Source organism: Pseudomonas sp. PS01303, assembly GCF_029959385.1.
Lineage (GTDB): Bacteria > Pseudomonadota > Gammaproteobacteria > Pseudomonadales > Pseudomonadaceae > Aquipseudomonas > Aquipseudomonas rustica.
In genome coordinates, this window is sequence record NZ_JASCPK010000123.1 from 1 (window position 1) to 17,287 (window position 17,287).

Consider the following 17,287-nt stretch of genomic DNA (forward strand, 5'->3'; position numbering starts at 1 on the left):
GCCGAAGGCTGCGATCTTTTGATCTTTGGACGCGGAGCGTCCGCGGCTGCATTCCCACGCAGAGCGTGGGAACGATCAAGATCAAAAGATCGCAGCCTTCGGCAGCTCCTACACATGATTTTTCGCGCCCCAAAGTGGCGCGACCGCATGCACCAACGCGCCCTGCGCGTCCCTTCGTGGTGCAGCGCAAAACCGCGCAAGCGCTCTAACACGACATTTTCCTGCCTGAACCCGACCGGGCACAGCCCTTGCAAAACAGCCTTCAGTCGTCCGCATCTGCCAACCAAAAAAACTTCAAATGTTCATGGAGATCGCACAATGAAGCGTCGCAGTTTGATCAAGGCTTTCACACTCACGGCATCGATTGCCGCGATGGGCATGACCTGGACTGTCCAGGCCGCCGAGACCATCAAGGTCGGGATTCTGCATTCGTTGTCCGGCACCATGGCGATCTCCGAAACGTCGCTCAAAGACATGGCGCTGATGACCATCGACGAGATCAACGCCAAGGGCGGCGTCAACGGCAAGATGCTCGAGCCGGTGGTGGTTGACCCGGCATCGAACTGGCCGCTGTTCGCCGAGAAAGGCCGGCAGTTGCTGACTCAGGACAAGGTCGCCGTGGTGTTCGGCTGCTGGACTTCCGTGTCACGTAAATCGGTGTTGCCGGTGTTCGAAGAGCTCAACGGTCTGCTGTTCTACCCGGTGCAATACGAAGGCGAAGAGATGTCGCCGAACGTCTTCTACACCGGCGCCGCGCCAAACCAGCAAGCGATCCCGGCGGTTGAATATCTGATGAGCGAAGAAGGCGGTAGCGCCAAACGCTACTTCCTGCTCGGCACCGACTACGTCTACCCGCGCACCACCAACAAAATCCTGCGTTCGTTCCTGCACTCCAAAGGTGTGGCCGACAAGGACATCGAAGAGGTCTACACGCCGTTCGGTCACAGCGACTATCAAACCATCGTCGCCAACATCAAAAAATTCTCCGCCGGTGGCAAGACTGCGGTCATCTCGACGGTCAACGGCGACTCCAACGTGCCGTTCTATAAAGAACTGGCCAACCAGGGTTTGAAAGCCACCGACGTACCAGTCGTGGCGTTCTCGGTCGGCGAAGAAGAACTGCGCGGCATCGACACCAAACCACTGGTGGGCAACCTCGCGGCGTGGAACTACTTCGAATCCGTCGAGAACCCGGCGAACAAGAAATTCGTCGCTGACTGGAAAGCCTACGCGAAGAAACACAACCTGCCAGGCGCGGACAAAGCCGTGACCAACGACCCGATGGAAGCCACTTACGTCGGCATCCACATGTGGGCGCAAGCGGTTGAGAAAGCCAAATCCACTGACGTCGACAAGGTGCGTGAAGCGCTGGCCGGGCAGACCTTTGCGGCGCCGTCGGGCTACACGCTGACCATGGACAAGACCAACCACCACCTGCACAAACCGGTGATGATCGGCGAGATTCAGGCTGATGGTCAGTTCAACGTCGTGTGGCAGACCGAAGGGCCGATCCGTGCGCAACCGTGGAGCCCGTTCATTCAGGGCAACGACAAGAAGCCGGATTATGCGGTGAAGAGCAACTGAGTTATCCCGCTCAACCTGATCGTTCCCACGCTCTGCGTGGGAATGCCTCAACGGACGCTCTGCGTCCGCTTTGGGGACGCGGAGCGTCCCGGGCTGCATTCCCACGCGGAGCGTGGGAACGATCACTACGCAAGGCCACGCATATGCGCACTGCCATACACCGCTTGCTTCTCGCCATCGCACTGTTGCTGCCAATGCTCGCCCACGCCGGCGATGCCGAAGACTTCGTCGCGGCCAATCCCGTGCAACAGGCCAAACTGCTGGAAACCTGGGCCGCGCAGCCCGATCCGGCGCGTATCGAACTGATCAACGCCCTGCAACAAGGCGAGTTGACCATCGATGGCCAGCCAAAAACCCTGCGCCTGAACAATCGCCTGCGGGGTCTGATCGACACCGCGATGGCCAGCCATCAATTGCTCGCCGCCGACGCCAAAATCCGTCTGACTGCCGCGCAGCAATTGCAGAAAAGCGCGAAACCCGCGCAGCTGAAATTCCTCGACCAGCAACTCGCTGGCGAAAAAGATGACAGCGTCCACGCCGCCCTGAGCCTGGCGCTGGCCAATCTGCAACTGGTCGACACTGACCCCGCCGTGCGCCTCGCCGCCGTGCGATTGCTCGGCGAAACCGGCGATCCACTGGCCCGTACGCGCCTCGAAGGTTTGCTCGAACCCGGCGTCGAAGCTGATGCCACGGTGCGCACCGCCGCCGAAACCAGCCTTGCTCAAGTCAAACGCAAACTGCTGATCGGTGAGATCCTCGGTCAGGCCTTTAGCGGCATGTCCCTTGGCTCGATCCTGCTGTTGGCGGCACTCGGTCTGGCCATCACTTTCGGTCTGCTCGGCGTGATCAACATGGCCCACGGCGAGATGCTGATGCTCGGCGCCTACTCGACGTATGTGGTGCAGTTGATGTTCCAGCGCTACGCACCGCAAGCCATCGAGTTTTATCCGTTGATCGCATTGCCGGTGGCGTTCTTCGTTACCGCAGCAATCGGCATGGCACTGGAGCGCACGGTGATTCGTCACCTCTACGGCCGCCCACTGGAAACATTGCTCGCCACGTGGGGCATCAGCCTGATGCTGATTCAACTGGTGCGTTTGTTGTTCGGCGCGCAGAACGTTGAAGTCGCCAACCCGGCGTGGCTGTCCGGCGGTATTCAAGTGCTGCCGAATCTGGTGCTGCCGTACAACCGCATCGTGATCATCGCTTTCGCACTGTTCGTGGTGGTGCTGACCTGGTTGCTGCTGAACAAAACGCGCTTGGGCCTCAACGTCCGCGCCGTTACGCAGAACCGCAACATGGCGGCTTGCTGCGGTGTGCCGACCGGTCGCGTCGACATGCTCGCCTTCGGCCTCGGCTCGGGCATCGCCGGCCTCGGCGGAGTGGCGCTGAGCCAGATCGGCAACGTCGGCCCCGACCTCGGTCAGAGCTACATCATCGACTCGTTCCTGGTGGTGGTGCTCGGCGGCGTCGGCCAGTTGGCCGGCAGCGTGCTCGCAGCATTCGGCCTGGGCATCGCCAACAAGATTCTCGAACCGCAGATCGGTGCGGTGCTCGGCAAGATCCTGATCCTCGCGCTGATCATTCTGTTTATCCAGAAACGTCCGCAAGGCCTCTTCGCACTGAAAGGACGGGTGATCGACTGATGAACCAGCCTCTGTTAGTCACGGCCACGCAAAAGGCCGGGCCGAAAGTCACCATTGCCATCGGTGCGGTAATCCTCGCCCTGCTGATCGCCCTGCCGCTGCTGTCGTTGTTGTCGCCCGACAATGCGCTGCACATCTCGGCGTATACGCTGACGCTGGTCGGCAAAATCCTCTGCTACGCCATCGTCGCACTGGCGCTGGATCTGGTCTGGGGTTACGCCGGTTTGCTCTCGCTGGGTCACGGTCTGTTCTTCGCCCTTGGCGGTTATGCGATGGGCATGTACCTGATGCGTCAGGCTGCCGGCGATGGTCTGCCGGCGTTCATGACCTTCCTGTCGTGGAGCGAATTGCCGTGGTACTGGACCGGCACCAGCAGCTTCGTCTGGGCGACGTGTCTGGTGGTGTTGGCGCCGGGATTGCTGGCGCTGGTGTTCGGTTTCTTCGCCTTCCGTTCGCGGATCAAAGGCGTGTATTTCTCGATCATGACCCAAGCCCTGACCTTCGCCGGCATGCTCCTGTTTTTCCGCAACGAGACCGGGTTTGGCGGCAACAATGGTTTCACCAATTTCCGCACGATTCTCGGTTTCGGCATCACTGAACCGGGCACCCGCGCGGTGCTGTTTCTGGCCACGGTGTTGTTGCTGGTGGCGAGTCTGTTTATCGGCTGGCGATTGGCGCAGAGCAAGTTTGGCCGCGTGCTGACGGCATTGCGTGATGCGGAAAACCGCTTGATGTTCTGCGGCTACGACCCGCGTGGCTTCAAGCTGTTTGTCTGGGTGTTGAGTGCGGTGTTGTGTGGTCTGGCCGGCGCGTTGTATGTGCCGCAAGTCGGGATCATCAACCCGAGCGAAATGTCGCCGACCAACTCGATTGAAGCGGCGGTCTGGGTGGCTCTTGGCGGTCGTGGAACTCTAATCGGGCCGTTGCTCGGTGCCGGTGTGGTCAACGGCATGAAGAGCTGGTTCACCGTGGCGTTCCCGGAATACTGGCTGTTCTTCCTCGGCGCGCTGTTCATCGTCGTGACGCTGTACCTGCCCAAAGGCGTGATCGGCCTGCTGAAGAAACGAGGTGAACAATGAGAGTCACAGCGAGCGCTGAATTCATGTTGGAACCAGCCTTTTTTCCCGTCGAACCGAACAAGGACGCCGGCACCAGCCGCGACTCGATCGGCCTCGGCCAACGCGTCGGCCCGGGTCTCGACACCCGCCACGGCACCATCCTCACACTGGAAGACATCAGCGTCAGCTTCGATGGCTTTCGCGCACTGAACAATCTGAATCTGTACATCGGCGTCGGCGAATTGCGCTGCATCATCGGCCCCAACGGTGCGGGCAAGACCACGCTGATGGACGTGATCACCGGCAAGACTCGCCCGAGTCACGGCAAGGCGTGGTTTGGCGAAACGCTGGATCTGACGCAAATGAGCGAAGTGCAAATCGCTCAGGCCGGCATCGGTCGCAAGTTTCAAAAGCCGACGGTGTTTGAAGCGCTGAGCGTGTTTGAAAACCTCGAACTGGCGCAGAAAACCGACAAGTCGGTGTGGGCCAGTTTGCGTGCGCGGTTAAGTGGTGAGCAGAAGGATCGTATCAGCGAAGTGCTGGAGACGATTCGCCTGACCACCTCGGTCAATCGCCCGGCAGGGTTGTTGTCCCACGGGCAGAAGCAGTTTCTCGAGATCGGCATGTTGCTGATGCAGGATCCGCAATTGCTCCTGCTCGATGAGCCGGTGGCGGGGATGACCGATGCCGAAACCGAGTTCACCGCTGAGTTGTTCAAGAGCCTGGCGGGCAAGCATTCGCTGATGGTGGTGGAGCATGACATGGGGTTTGTCGGCTCGATTGCTGACCATGTGACCGTGTTGCACCAGGGCAGCGTGCTGGCAGAAGGCTCGCTTGAGCAAGTGCAGGAAAACGAGCGCGTGATCGAGGTTTACCTCGGCCGCTAAGGTTTGCGAATAGATCGTTCCCACGCTCTGCGTGGGAATGCCGCCATGGACGCTCTGCGTCCGCCGTTATGTGACGCGGAGCGTCACGGGATGCGTTCCCACGCAGAGCGTGGGAACGATCACCGGGGGAGATTTTGGACATGCTGCAAGTCGACAAGCTGCACCAGTACTACGGCGGTAGCCACATCCTGCGCGGCCTTTCGTTCGAGGTAAAAGTCGGCGAAGTCACCTGCCTGCTCGGGCGCAACGGCGTCGGCAAAACCACCCTGCTCAAATGCCTGATGGGCCTGCTGCCCGCCAAAGAAGGCGCAGTGAATTGGGAAGGCAAGCCGATCACCACGTTCAAGCCGCATCAACGGGTTCACGCCGGAATCGCTTACGTGCCGCAAGGTCGGGAAATCTTCGGCCGCCTGACCGTTGAGGAAAATCTGTTGATGGGCCTGTCGCGGTTTCCCGGCAGTGAAGCCAAAGAAGTGCCAAGTTTCATTTATGAATTGTTCCCGGTGCTGCTACAAATGAAGCAGCGTCGCGGCGGTGACCTCTCCGGCGGTCAGCAACAGCAATTGGCGATTGGTCGCGCGTTGGCCAGTCGTCCGCGTTTACTGATCCTCGATGAGCCCACCGAAGGCATTCAACCCTCGGTGATCAAGGAGATCGGCGCGGTGATCAAGAAACTCGCGGCGCGCGGCGACATGGCGATTTTGCTGGTCGAGCAGTTCTACGACTTCGCGGCGGAGCTGGCCGATCAATACCTGGTGATGTCCCGGGGCGAGATCGTGCAGCAGGGTCGCGGCGAAAATATGGAGGCCGAAGGCGTGCGCGGGCTGGTCACGATCTAAGGCAACGATCTAATCTGTAGCTTCCTAACGATAATTACAAACCATGAATTCGACTGTTTCACCTGCCCTGTTTACCCCGAGCTGGCACGCCGAGCTGGAACTCGCTTACGCCCGTTTCGGCGATTGCACACGTCCGGTTCAGCGCCGGCACCTCGGCCCGCTGCGCGTGCAAAAGCACCTGTACGCCGAAGGCCCCGAGGTGTGCCAGCACATCATCGTCCATCCGCCCGGCGGAATTGCCGGCGGTGATCGTCTCGACATCAGCGTGCGCGTCGAGCAACAGGCCTGGGCGCAGATCACCAGCCCCGGCGCGGCCAAGTGGTATCGCGCCGGTGGCCCGGCTTATCAGAAACTCGACTTTAAAGTGGCGGCCGGCGCGACGCTGGAATGGCTGCCGCAGGAAACCATCGTCTACAGCGCCGCCAAGGCTGAACTGAGCACTTCGATTGATCTTGAAGGTGATGCGCGGTTGTTTTATTGGGACGTGGTGGCGTTGGGTCGCCCGGCCAGTGGCGAGCGTTTTGATCGCGGGCATTTTCAAGCGCATCTGGATATTCGCCGCGACGGCCGATTGCTCTGGCATGAGCGCCAGCGCATTGTCGGTGCCGACGGTTTGCTTGATTCGCCGATCGGGCTGGATGGTCATCCGGTGTTTGCGACGTTGTTGGTCACCGGTGAGATTGATGCTGAGTTGCTGGAGCGTTGTCGTTCGCTGGGGCATGACGTGCGCGGGGATTTGACGCAATTGCCGGGGCTGTTGGTGGCTCGGTGTCTGGCTAACGAAGCATTGCTCGCCCGTGCGTGGCTGATCGATTTATGGCGCTTGCTACGCCCGGTGCTGCTGGACCGCGAAGCGGTGTCACCGAGAATATGGAGCACCTGAAAGCAACCCTCACCCCCCGCCCTCTCCCGGAGGGAGAGGGAGCCTGACCGAGTCGATTGAAATGAATTTAACTGCCTGAACGAATTCTGCTGACTGAACCGGCCATTGAAAACAACCGAGATCAGTCCCCTCTCCCTCGGGAGAGGGCTAGGGTGAGGGGCTGCTCCAACTGGCAGCCCACACCCGCAAGAACCTCACAAATCTGCCCTGATGGAACCCCACAATGGACCTGACCCCACGCGAAAAAGACAAGCTGCTGATCTTCACCGCCGGCCTCGTCGCCGAGCGGCGTTTGGCGCGCGGCGTGAAACTCAATTACCCGGAAGCCATGGCCTACATCTCCGCTGCGCTGCTCGAAGGCGCGCGTGACGGTCGGACCGTCGCCGAGTTGATGCACTTCGGCACTACCCTGCTCAGCCGCGAACAAGTGATGGAAGGCATCCCGGAAATGATCCCGGAGATTCAAGTCGAAGCGACGTTCCCCGACGGCACCAAACTGGTCACCGTCCACCAACCGATCGTCTGAGGCCGCGCCATGACTTACTCCATTCGCGATGCCGTTCACGCCGATCTGCCGGCGATCCGCGACATCTACAACGACGCCGTGCTCAACACCACGGCGATCTGGAATGAACAAGCCGTCGACCTCGGCAACCGCCAGGCGTGGTTCAGCGCCCGTCAGGCACAGGCCTATCCGATTCTGGTGATCGTCGACGCCGACAACACTGTGCTCGGCTACGCTTCGTTCGGTGACTGGCGGCCGTTCGACGGTTTCCGCCACACCGTCGAGCACTCGGTGTATGTGCGCAGCGACCAACGCGGCAACGGCCTCGGCCCGCAACTGATGACTGTGCTGATCGAACGGGCGAAGACCTGCGACAAGCATGTGATGGTCGCCGCCATCGAAAGCGGCAACGCTGCTTCGATTCGTCTGCACGAGCGCGCCGGTTTCATCACCACCGGGCAGATGCCGCAAGTCGGCACCAAGTTCGGCCGCTGGCTCGACCTGACATTCATGCAACTGACCCTCAATCCTGGCGCGGAGCCGCCTGAAACCATCAAGGAGTGACACCGATGAACGCCGCCCAACTGCGCCGCGTCAATGCTGAAAGTTTTGCCCACTACCGTCAGGGCCTGATCGATTTGCTGCTCGACGCAGTGGGTTATGGCGCCAGCGTCGGTTTCATGGCCGACCTCGATGCGGTGCAGGCGCGCGCGTATTTCGATGAGGTTCAGGACAACGTCAACAAGGGCAGCGTGCTGCTCTGGGTGGTGGTCAAAGACGAAGAAGTGCTGGCCAGTGTGCAGTTGGGTCTGTGTCAGAAGGCCAACGGCTTGAACCGCGCCGAGGTGCAGAAACTGCTGGTGCGCGAAGACGCGCGGCGTCGCGGCCTCGGTCAGCAATTGATGAGCGCGCTGGAACTCGAAGCGCCGAAGCACAAGCGCGGCATGCTCTACCTCGACACCGAAGCGGGCTCGCCCGCCGAAAATTTCTATCAGGCATTGGGTTACACCCGCGCGGGTGCCATCCCCGATTACGCCTGCGACCCAAACGGCACCTATCGGCCGACCGCCCTCTATTACAAGATTCTGCAAGGAGCCCAGTGATGATTCCTGGCGAGTACCAGATCCAGCCCGGCGATATCGAACTCAACGTCGATCGCCGCACTATCAGCCTGAAAGTCGCCAACAGCGGCGACCGGCCGATTCAGGTGGGGTCGCACTATCACTTTTTTGAAACCAACGACGCGCTGGCGTTTGACCGCGCAGCCAGCCGGGGCATGCGCCTGAATATTCCGGCGGGGACGGCGGTGCGTTTTGAGCCGGGGCAGAGTCGTGAAGTTGAGCTGGTGGATTATGCGGGGCATCGGCGGGTGTTTGGGTTCGCCGGACGAATCATGGGTGATCTCTGACATCTGCGTGCACCGCTGCCCCTCACCCCAGCCCTCTCCCGAGGGAGAGGGAGCCGATCACCGATAGCCGACCCACCGCGAACAGTCCCCCCGCCGGAGCTGATCACCGATAGCCGACCCACCGCGAACAGTCCCCTCTCCCTCTGGGAGAGGGCTAGGGTGAGGGTCTATGGCTCACTACTATTTTCCTGAAGGACGCCGCATGAAGATTTCCCGTCAAGCCTACGCCGACATGTTCGGCCCCACCGTCGGCGACAAGGTGCGCCTGGCCGACACCGAGCTGTGGATCGAGGTCGAAAAAGACTTCACCACCTACGGCGAAGAAGTGAAATTCGGTGGCGGCAAAGTCATCCGCGACGGCCAGGGCCAGAGCCAATTGCTGGCCGCCGAAGTGGTCGACACGCTGATCACCAACGCGCTGATCATCGACCACTGGGGCATCGTCAAAGCCGACGTCGGCCTCAAGGACGGTCGCATCGCCGCGATCGGCAAGGCCGGTAACCCGGACGTGCAGCCCAACGTGACCATCGCCATCGGCGCTGGCACTGAAGTCATCGCCGGTGAAGGCATGATCCTCACTGCCGGTGGCATCGACACGCACATCCACTTCATCTGCCCGCAGCAGATTGAAGAGGCGCTGATGAGCGGCGTCACCACCATGATCGGCGGCGGCACCGGCCCGGCCACGGGCACCAACGCCACAACGTGCACCTCGGGCCCTTGGCACCTGGCGCGCATGCTTCAGGCCGCCGACGCCTTCCCGATGAACATCGGTCTCACCGGCAAGGGCAACGCCAGCCTGCCGGAACCGCTGATCGAGCAGGTCAAGGCCGGCGCCATCGGCCTCAAGCTGCACGAAGACTGGGGCACCACCCCGGCGAGCATCGATAACTGCCTGACTGTCGCCGACCAGTTCGACGTGCAGGTGGCGATCCACACCGACACCCTCAACGAATCCGGTTTCGTCGAAACCACCCTCGGCGCATTCAAGGGTCGCACCATCCACACCTACCACACCGAAGGTGCCGGTGGCGGTCACGCGCCGGACATCATCAAGGCCTGCGGCTTCCCCAACGTGCTGCCGAGCTCGACCAACCCGACGCGACCGTTCACGCGCAACACCATCGACGAACACCTCGACATGTTGATGGTCTGCCATCACCTCGACCCAAGCATTGCCGAAGATGTCGCGTTCGCCGAAAGCCGCATCCGTCGCGAAACGATTGCCGCCGAAGACATCCTTCATGACCTCGGCGCGTTCTCGATGATCAGCTCCGACAGTCAAGCCATGGGCCGCGTCGGCGAAGTCATCACGCGCACCTGGCAGACCGCCGACAAAATGAAAAAACAGCGCGGCCCACTGCCGCAGGACGGCGCAGGCAACGATAACTTCCGCGCCAAACGCTACATCGCCAAGTACACGATCAACCCGGCGATCACCCATGGCATCAGCCACGAAGTCGGCTCGATTGAAGTCGGCAAATGGGCCGACCTGGTGCTCTGGCGTCCGGCGTTTTTCGGCGTGAAACCAACGTTGATTCTCAAGGGTGGTGCGATTGCCGCCAGTTTGATGGGCGACGCCAACGCTTCGATTCCGACGCCGCAACCGGTGCACTACCGCCCGATGTTCGCCAGTTACGGTGGCTCGCTGCACGCCACCAGCCTGACCTTCATCAGCCAGGCTGCACACGACGCCGGGTTGCCCGAAGCGCTGGGCTTGAAGAAAAAAATCGCTGTGGTCAAAGGTTGTCGCGATGTGCAGAAAACCGATCTGATCCACAACGATTACCTGCCGAACATCGACGTCGACCCGCAGACGTATCAGGTCAAGGCCGACGGCGTATTGCTATGGTGTGAACCGGCGGAAACGCTGCCGATGGCGCAGCGTTACTTTCTGTTTTAAGCCACAGCAGCAAAAAAGCCTGGAGGCGTTATCGCGCCTCCAGGCCTGTTTACGGTTTCACCGTGAACGGCGGATAAACCGTCTGCAGCTTCGCCCGATCTATCGCTTTTTGCGTCAGGGTTTTCTCCAGCGTTTGCAACGCTTCAAATTGCGCCATATCGTCCTCATCCTTGAGCGACAGCAGCAGTTCATCGAACTCTTTGCGATAAGTACGCTTGAGGAAGCGCTGCCACAAGGGCTGTTCAAGAATCCGTGGCGCCAGCAGTTCACCTTCCTCCAAGGCGATCACTCGCTGATAGGCGTCCTCGATCATCTGCTCAGTGACCCCGGCGATTTTTCGGAACAACATTCCGCGTGATTGCCACGGTAAATCCAGTCGTTCCGCCAGATCGGTCATATAGGCCAGGTGAACCTCCACTTCATCGATAGTTCCGGTGACACCGTCTGCGTTCTCACGACGGAACGTCTCCCCGGCTTGCAAGCGATCTGCCACGCGCTGCCGGGCGATCTGCCCCAATTCGTCCAGTCGTGATTTACCACGGGCCAGGGCTACCAGTTCACCTTCCACCAGATCGGTATTGATCAAGCCATAAGCTTCGTGAATCAGCACCTCGACGCCCATGGCATTAAAGAACTGTGCGCCGGCATCCGCACAGGTCGTGGACGCAACCGCTTCGGCAAAAATCTTCTCGCGCAGCGCCGTGTTCTCGTACATAGCGAAAATCATTCGCCAGACCTTGGCGGTGAGGTCAATTCTGTAACCCGGATTAGCGGCTCGAAAATCCGCAGACGCGGTCAGTTTGCGCAATTCACTAAAGAATGGCTCGGAACCGAACTCATCTTCCACTTCATCCCAGAACGGTTGTCGCGCATTCCACTCGGCCTCACTGATGCCCTCGTCCCAAACCGAGCTGTCGATGGTGCCTCGTGGCGGATACGGACGATCCGGATCGAGGCCGACGGATTCGATGTATTGCTTGAGTTTCTCCAGGTTCTCAGCAGACAAATGGAAGGGGTCACGGCTTACATTGGTGCGCGCGATCAGTTCGGCGGACGCCGATCCTGGCGCAACGTCCGGAAGCTCGCTGAGCTGATTGAAGCGCAGGTCCAGATACAGATTGCGCGGACGTTGCCTGGCAAACAGACCGACCGGCCATGTATCGATCCCGGTACTGTCCAGCTTCAGTATCAGCAAGGCTGGCATCTGGCTGATGTCCGGCACTTGCCCGAGTGGATTACCGTCCAGTTTCAGCACTTGCAGCCGGTTCATCGCACGCAACCGTGCAGCGCTTTCAGCGGTCAACGAGATCTGATTATCCGAGAGCGTCAGCACACGTAGATACGGCATCTCGCTGATGACCTGCGGGAAATCGCTCAAGCGGTTTTTCCATAAGTCGAGTTCGCGCAACTGGCGAAAGCCACCCAGAAAATGTTGCTGGTCACTGAGTATCCGACCGTTGTGCAGGCTCAAGGAGGTGACATGGTCAAAACTGCCGCTGAGCCGGGGCATATTTTGCAGATGACGATCCATCGGCAGGCCGTTGAGAACAAGTCTCTGCGCCCGCATTACCCCCGGTGCCGGCGGCCCCTCAGGACCGGTACGCTGCCAGCATTGACGGAGAATTTGATACACCCTGTTTCGCGACGTCCATTCCGCCACGCCTTCAATACTGAAACGGTAGGACAGACTCATGTCATTCAACCAGCGCTGAAAAACCAGGTTGAACGTGCTGAACTCGCGTTCCAGCGCCGCTACGCGCTCTTCCATCACATTTTCGCCAAAGCCTTTGAGCATCGTCTCCACCTCGGCCTCGGTGAACGCGGGATACAGCGAACCGACTCGACGTTTGAGGGCCGACCAGTTTTTGGGGCGCAACGGGTAGCCCTGCATGCCGCCACGCAGGCGCAACGTCTCCGGGTCGTAGGCAGGTTTACGGATCGGGTGTTCCGACAGGACGTTCTCGAACACCTCATGACTCAGGGGTGAACGCTGGAGGGTCTGTTTGAGCAGGTCTCCCTGGAAAATTTCGAACCCCAAGGCCTGCCGCTGCTCATCGGGCAAGGCATGCAGCACTGCACTGTAAAGATCTTCAGCGCCGTGCAAATGCAGACCCTGCTGATCGCGAGCGCTGTAAAGCCCATTCTCGTCACCCACCAGCACTTTGCGGATCGGCGCGTCCGGCGCACCGACACTGGCCTCTAACAGCCCGGTGAAAGAGCCGTCGCGGATTTCGATACGTACCTGGGGCGACCAGCCCGGCAGTTTTTCCAGCGAGCTCAATGCCAGTCGGCGGCTATCGGCGTTGGCCAGTTGCTCAAGGTAAAGCCCCTCGAAGGCTCGATTCAGACGAACCTTGACGCCTGCCTCACGCAATTGCTGGCGCAGTTTGAGGACAACCTGCCCGCGCTCCTCGAACACCCGCACGCTCTGCGGATCCGCGTCCTTGAGTATTTGTTCGAGTACGCTGCACGGCAAATCCGGGTAGTCGCTTTGCAACCTGCGCACGCGAATATCGGCGGAAATGTCCGAGGTTCTGTACTGCGATTCGAACACCCGCGGAGCGCGCCTGACAGCACGCAACGCCAACGCTTCACGCAATGCTTGAATGCGCACGGTTTTGTCGGTGGAGATGGCGTGGCCAAGCAACGCTTCAATGTCCGGCTCCTGCAGGAACGCCAGCACCCGGCTTTCGAACTGGCCAGTTTGAATGTCGACCTGCGTGACCGTCAGAGTGTCGGCTGGTGTGGCGCTGGAGTTGCCATAAGTGACTGACGCTCTCCCGGTCGGTAGCGGGTCTTTCAAGGTAATGGCTTTGGATTCCGGCCAGTGCGGCAGCTCAGTCATCAGCCCCGGTAGATAACCGCTCAGATGATCGCTGAGGCGACCTTCACGGATCTGCTCGCCAAAACGACTTATGGAGGCATAGAGATCGAAGCGATTAAGGGTGTCGGTCAACAGCGGCGGCGGCAGTTCGTGTTCAACATGCAGACGACGCAGCACCCCCTCTTCGACGCCGCTGACACTGAGCACCTGCTGCAATGCAGGCTCGCTGAACGTCGCGGCCAACGGGTTAAGGCGGCGCAAGAGCTGCGTCTTTTCCCACTCGATCGGTCGTTCGGCTTCGCTCTTCCAGGCGCCCGCCCGGTTGTGCTCGATCTGCGGTTTATAAGCGTCAACTCGAGTCGGGTGTTGCATGCGGAACTGCCCGTTGAGCGGATCCTCTTTCAGCACGTACTGCTTACCTTCAAGGTGCAGCACTTTTTTGCCCTGGTGCGTGTACAAACCGGATTCATCAGCCCATGTGCCGGCAGGCAGATCGATTGCGTGCTCATAGGGCCTGAGATCGGGATTCCACATTTTCGTGCGGCCATCCGCCAGGGTCACCTCTTTGAGCTTGTCGATAAAGGGTGAAGGGGTAATCGCTGTAGCGCCTTTGGGTAGAAGGTGACCCACACTCATCAAAGCCAGTTGCGTAAAGTTGAGGATCACGCTGTTGATGTGCGCGCACGCCTCTTCCTTGTCACCGTGACTCCAGTCCTCGATGCCCTCGGCGAACTCCGCGAGCAATTGGGCGACCATCACACCCAGCATCACCTCGCCAACGCCAGGCACCAGCATCACGGCAAAATTGAAGACGTTCCAGCCAACATTCAAATAACTGATCAGGCGGTTCCAGCGGCTTTTGGCATTTTCATCGTCAGTGGGCACGGCAATCAGTCGTGCATCGCTGAGCGCCTTGTCGCGCTTGCGCAGGTAAAGGTGTTCCCAGAGATCACCCTGGATCGGCACGGTGATTGGTTCTGCATGGGGGTTTTCAATCGGTGTTTCCCGCCACCATGGGCCCATATCAAGGGGTTCGCGCTGATACCAGGTGATTTCCTTGAGACGCTCGTCGACCCGTTTGAAGAATTTCGGCTTGTCCCTTTGTGCCACAAACCGACTGAAAAACGCTTGATAGTTTTTTTCCAGCAACTGTGTGGCCAAGGCTTTCATGAACGCGGTAAGCGATGGGTATTCTTTCAAAGGATGCAGCGGATCGTCGGGGATGTAGGCAATTAACGGCCCGTTCAAAATACTTTGATCGTAGAAGTCGTTCCGTCGGGACAGTTCTTCGGTTACGGCGCTCGGCCCATTAGCGAAGACGTCACTAAGCACCTTGTATTTTTCATACAGATTGTCGTTGAGACCTGGGATACGTCGCGACCAGTCAAACAGGAACTGAAGTTCTGGCGAGACAAGCCCCAGCAGAAACTTCTCGATCTCGTTTTTTTCTGCAACGGCACTGAACAACACGATACCGGAGAGTTCAAGACCCATTATTCGCAATCGATGGGCCTGTAATGGGCGACCGTGAAAGCTGATCGCTGTTCGCCCGCTGATCACATCACTGATAGCGGACTGAGCGTGAACCCCCAGATCAGTGTTCATCCCGGCGATAGCTGCCGCCACCTCGAGCGCGGACTTCTCCACCGCCATCGACTGCCTTTTCAGCGTCGCTTGTTTGGTCACATCGTCGGGGAGCAACAACGCCTTGAGGTGCTGCCGATATTGCGCACCGATATCCAGCGAACGGCAGAGGCTCGCGATTTGACCGACGGTAATGTCGTGCTGCACCGGAGCGCCGGAAGCATCGGCAACGTATAGGCCGGAACCGTTGCGAAAGTAGCCGTGCTCAGTCTCCGTCAGTTCGAAGTTATGCAATGCCGCCACCAGCAACGATGAATGCCGCGAGTGCGTGGCGCCCCGGTCGATGCCGAAGATGATTTTGTCCGGGACGTAAAGCCTGAGCATCGCCGTGTCGACGTCCAGATCAACCTTCAGTTGGCTTTTGAGGGCCTGCGTCAGCAAGGGTCGGGCGAAGTTTTCGATATTCTGTTCGAGGTGCTGCAGTGTGGTATCGACCTCGCCTTGAAGCTGCCAGTGCCTTTGAATGAGCGGCTGCAAACGCTGACGGCCGTGTGATGGCCACGACGGGAACTGTTGTGCAACGTGCAAATTCGCCTTGAGCGATTCAAGTCGATGGGCCGGGGCCTGCGTGATCGCCGCAGGTATAAGCGCGGTGACCGCAGCAGAGCGCGGGCCACTGTTTAGCGGCATTCTATTTGTATCAATATCCATATCGAGCATCTCGTCATCCAATAACTTGAGCTCAGATTACGGATGGCAGGAAAAAACAAAAAACCAAAATCCTGCTCAAGAACGCACTGAAAACCCCTTAATCCCGCAGTAATTGAAGAGCCGAAAATACATATGTACCGCACCCAAAAAAATTCCCCGGGAGCCGGGCATCAGCGATCGTGTAATTCTCGCCAGAGGGGCTAATATTCGAATCGCCGTCCATCGATTCATGCTCAGGTAACCGCTCATGCGTCTTTCCGAGTTCATCGTGTGCAACGTGGATCCCATCGTCGCGGAGTGGGAGCAGTTCGCCGCCACCATCACGCCCGCTGCCGAGTACATGGACGCCGAAGGCTTGCGTGACCACGCCAAAGCCATTTTGCTGGCCGCCGCTCGCGACATGAACAAACCGCAAAGTCCCGACGAACAGGCTGCCAAAGCCAAGGGCGACGGCCCGGAGAAAACCCCAAGCCTCAATCAGGCCGGCGCCAGCCATGGTGAATTGCGCCACACCGTCGGTTTTGATCTGGTGCAGATGACCTCGGAGTTTCGTCATTTGCGCGCCTGCGTGATCCGCCGCTGGGTCGACAGCCTCGACGCGCCGGACATGACCTACTTTCAGGACATGATTCGTTTCAATGAAGCCATCGATGAAGCATTGGCCGAATCGACGGCGGCCTACGCAGAACAGGTCAATCGTTCGCGGGACATCTTTCTGGCGATTCTCGGCCACGACCTGCGGGCGCCTCTGCAGGCGGTGAGCATGTCCACCGAATTACTGTTGCGCAAAGCCACGCTCGAAGGCGATGCGCTTGCCTGCGCCCACAACATCAAGCGCGGCGCCCGGCACATGGCGGCGATGGTCAGTGACTTGCTGGAGCTGGTGCGCAGCCGTCTCGGCAAGAGTCTGCCGATCGAACCGGCCCCGATGGATCTGGCCGAAGCGGCGCGGGCGGCGATCGCCGAGGCGTGTGCCGGCAACCCGAATTGCTCGCCGGTGTTGCACATTCACGGTGATACCCGAGGTGTGTGGGACGCGGGGCGCATTGATCAACTGCTGCAAAACCTGATCGGCAATGCGCTGCAGCATGGCTCGAACACGCAACAGGTAACGCTGACCTTGCAGGATGAGGCGGACGCGGTGTGCCTGTCGGTGCATAACTTCGGCACGCCGATTCCGGAGGATGCTTTAGGGACAATTTTCGATCCGCTGGTGCGCAGCGCCGATGAAGAACTGGGGCAGCCTTCGACAAGTCTCGGATTGGGCCTGTTTATTGTCAGGGAAGTGGTTAATGCCCATGGCGGGACGATTGAAGTCAGCTCGAATGAGGCTGACGGCACGCGGTTTAGCGTAGTGTTACCGCGAACCCTGTAGGAGCTGCCGAAGGCTGCGATCTTTTGATCTTGTCTTTAAAAACAAAATCAAAAGATCGCAGCCTTCGGCAGCTCCTACAG

At 59.5% G+C, this 17,287-nt stretch carries 13 protein-coding genes; 12 read left to right on the forward strand and 1 reads right to left on the reverse strand.

Annotated features, from left to right (window positions below; translation table 11 throughout):
* The first annotated feature begins 318 nt into the window (after positions 1–318).
* The 11 genes from urtA (at position 319) to ureC (ending at position 10,713) form a co-directional block, all read left to right on the forward strand.
* Positions 319–1,584 (forward strand): urea ABC transporter substrate-binding protein, encoded by a 1,266-nt coding sequence (urtA, locus tag QMX93_RS24035; RefSeq protein ID WP_053116878.1) that lies wholly within the window; start codon positions 319–321, stop codon positions 1,582–1,584.
* 143 nt (positions 1,585–1,727) lie between these two features.
* Positions 1,728–3,230 (forward strand): urea ABC transporter permease subunit UrtB, encoded by a 1,503-nt coding sequence (gene urtB / locus QMX93_RS24040; protein ID WP_159813565.1) that lies wholly within the window; start codon positions 1,728–1,730, stop codon positions 3,228–3,230.
* Positions 3,230–4,309 (forward strand): urea ABC transporter permease subunit UrtC, encoded by a 1,080-nt coding sequence (gene urtC / locus QMX93_RS24045; RefSeq protein ID WP_282358208.1) that lies wholly within the window; start codon positions 3,230–3,232, stop codon positions 4,307–4,309. Before urtB ends, urtC begins: the two co-directional genes overlap by 1 nt.
* On the forward strand, positions 4,306–5,175 hold the full coding sequence (urtD, locus tag QMX93_RS24050) for an urea ABC transporter ATP-binding protein UrtD (RefSeq protein WP_008078129.1): 870 nt from the start codon (positions 4,306–4,308) through the stop codon (positions 5,173–5,175). The genes urtC and urtD overlap by 4 nt, the downstream gene beginning before the upstream one ends.
* 140 nt (positions 5,176–5,315) lie before the next feature.
* Positions 5,316–6,014 carry an urea ABC transporter ATP-binding subunit UrtE gene (urtE, locus tag QMX93_RS24055; protein WP_282358209.1) on the forward strand — a complete coding sequence of 233 codons (699 nt, stop codon included), beginning with the start codon at positions 5,316–5,318 and terminating at the stop codon, positions 6,012–6,014.
* Between the two features lie 43 nt (positions 6,015–6,057).
* A complete protein-coding gene (locus QMX93_RS24060) occupies positions 6,058–6,897 on the forward strand; it encodes an urease accessory protein UreD (RefSeq protein ID WP_282358210.1) in 840 nt (279 codons plus the stop codon).
* A gap of 223 nt (positions 6,898–7,120) precedes the next feature.
* The gene (ureA, locus tag QMX93_RS24065; protein WP_008085431.1) at positions 7,121–7,423 is read left to right on the forward strand and encodes an urease subunit gamma; all 303 of its coding nucleotides are present in this window, start codon (positions 7,121–7,123) and stop codon (positions 7,421–7,423) included.
* A gap of 9 nt (positions 7,424–7,432) precedes the next feature.
* On the forward strand, positions 7,433–7,966 hold the full coding sequence (locus tag QMX93_RS24070; RefSeq protein WP_053116840.1) for a GNAT family N-acetyltransferase: 534 nt from the start codon (positions 7,433–7,435) through the stop codon (positions 7,964–7,966).
* A 5-nt stretch (positions 7,967–7,971) separates the two neighbouring features.
* Entirely contained in the window at positions 7,972–8,505 is a 534-nt protein-coding gene (locus QMX93_RS24075) for a GNAT family N-acetyltransferase (RefSeq protein WP_053116839.1), read from the forward strand.
* Entirely contained in the window at positions 8,505–8,810 is a 306-nt protein-coding gene (locus tag QMX93_RS24080) for an urease subunit beta (RefSeq protein WP_212544928.1), read from the forward strand. Before QMX93_RS24075 ends, QMX93_RS24080 begins: the two co-directional genes overlap by 1 nt.
* A gap of 202 nt (positions 8,811–9,012) precedes the next feature.
* Positions 9,013–10,713 (forward strand): urease subunit alpha, encoded by a 1,701-nt coding sequence (gene ureC / locus QMX93_RS24085; protein ID WP_053116837.1) that lies wholly within the window; start codon positions 9,013–9,015, stop codon positions 10,711–10,713.
* Between the two features lie 49 nt (positions 10,714–10,762).
* Here the strand turns inward: ureC and QMX93_RS24090 are convergent, their stop codons facing one another.
* Entirely contained in the window at positions 10,763–15,811 is a 5,049-nt protein-coding gene (locus QMX93_RS24090; RefSeq protein WP_282358212.1) for an NEL-type E3 ubiquitin ligase domain-containing protein, read from the reverse strand.
* A 268-nt stretch (positions 15,812–16,079) separates the two neighbouring features.
* Here QMX93_RS24090 and QMX93_RS24095 point away from each other — a divergent pair, with 268 nt between their 5' ends.
* A complete protein-coding gene (locus QMX93_RS24095; protein WP_282358213.1) occupies positions 16,080–17,207 on the forward strand; it encodes a HAMP domain-containing sensor histidine kinase in 1,128 nt (375 codons plus the stop codon).
* Positions 17,208–17,287: the final 80 nt, after the last annotated feature.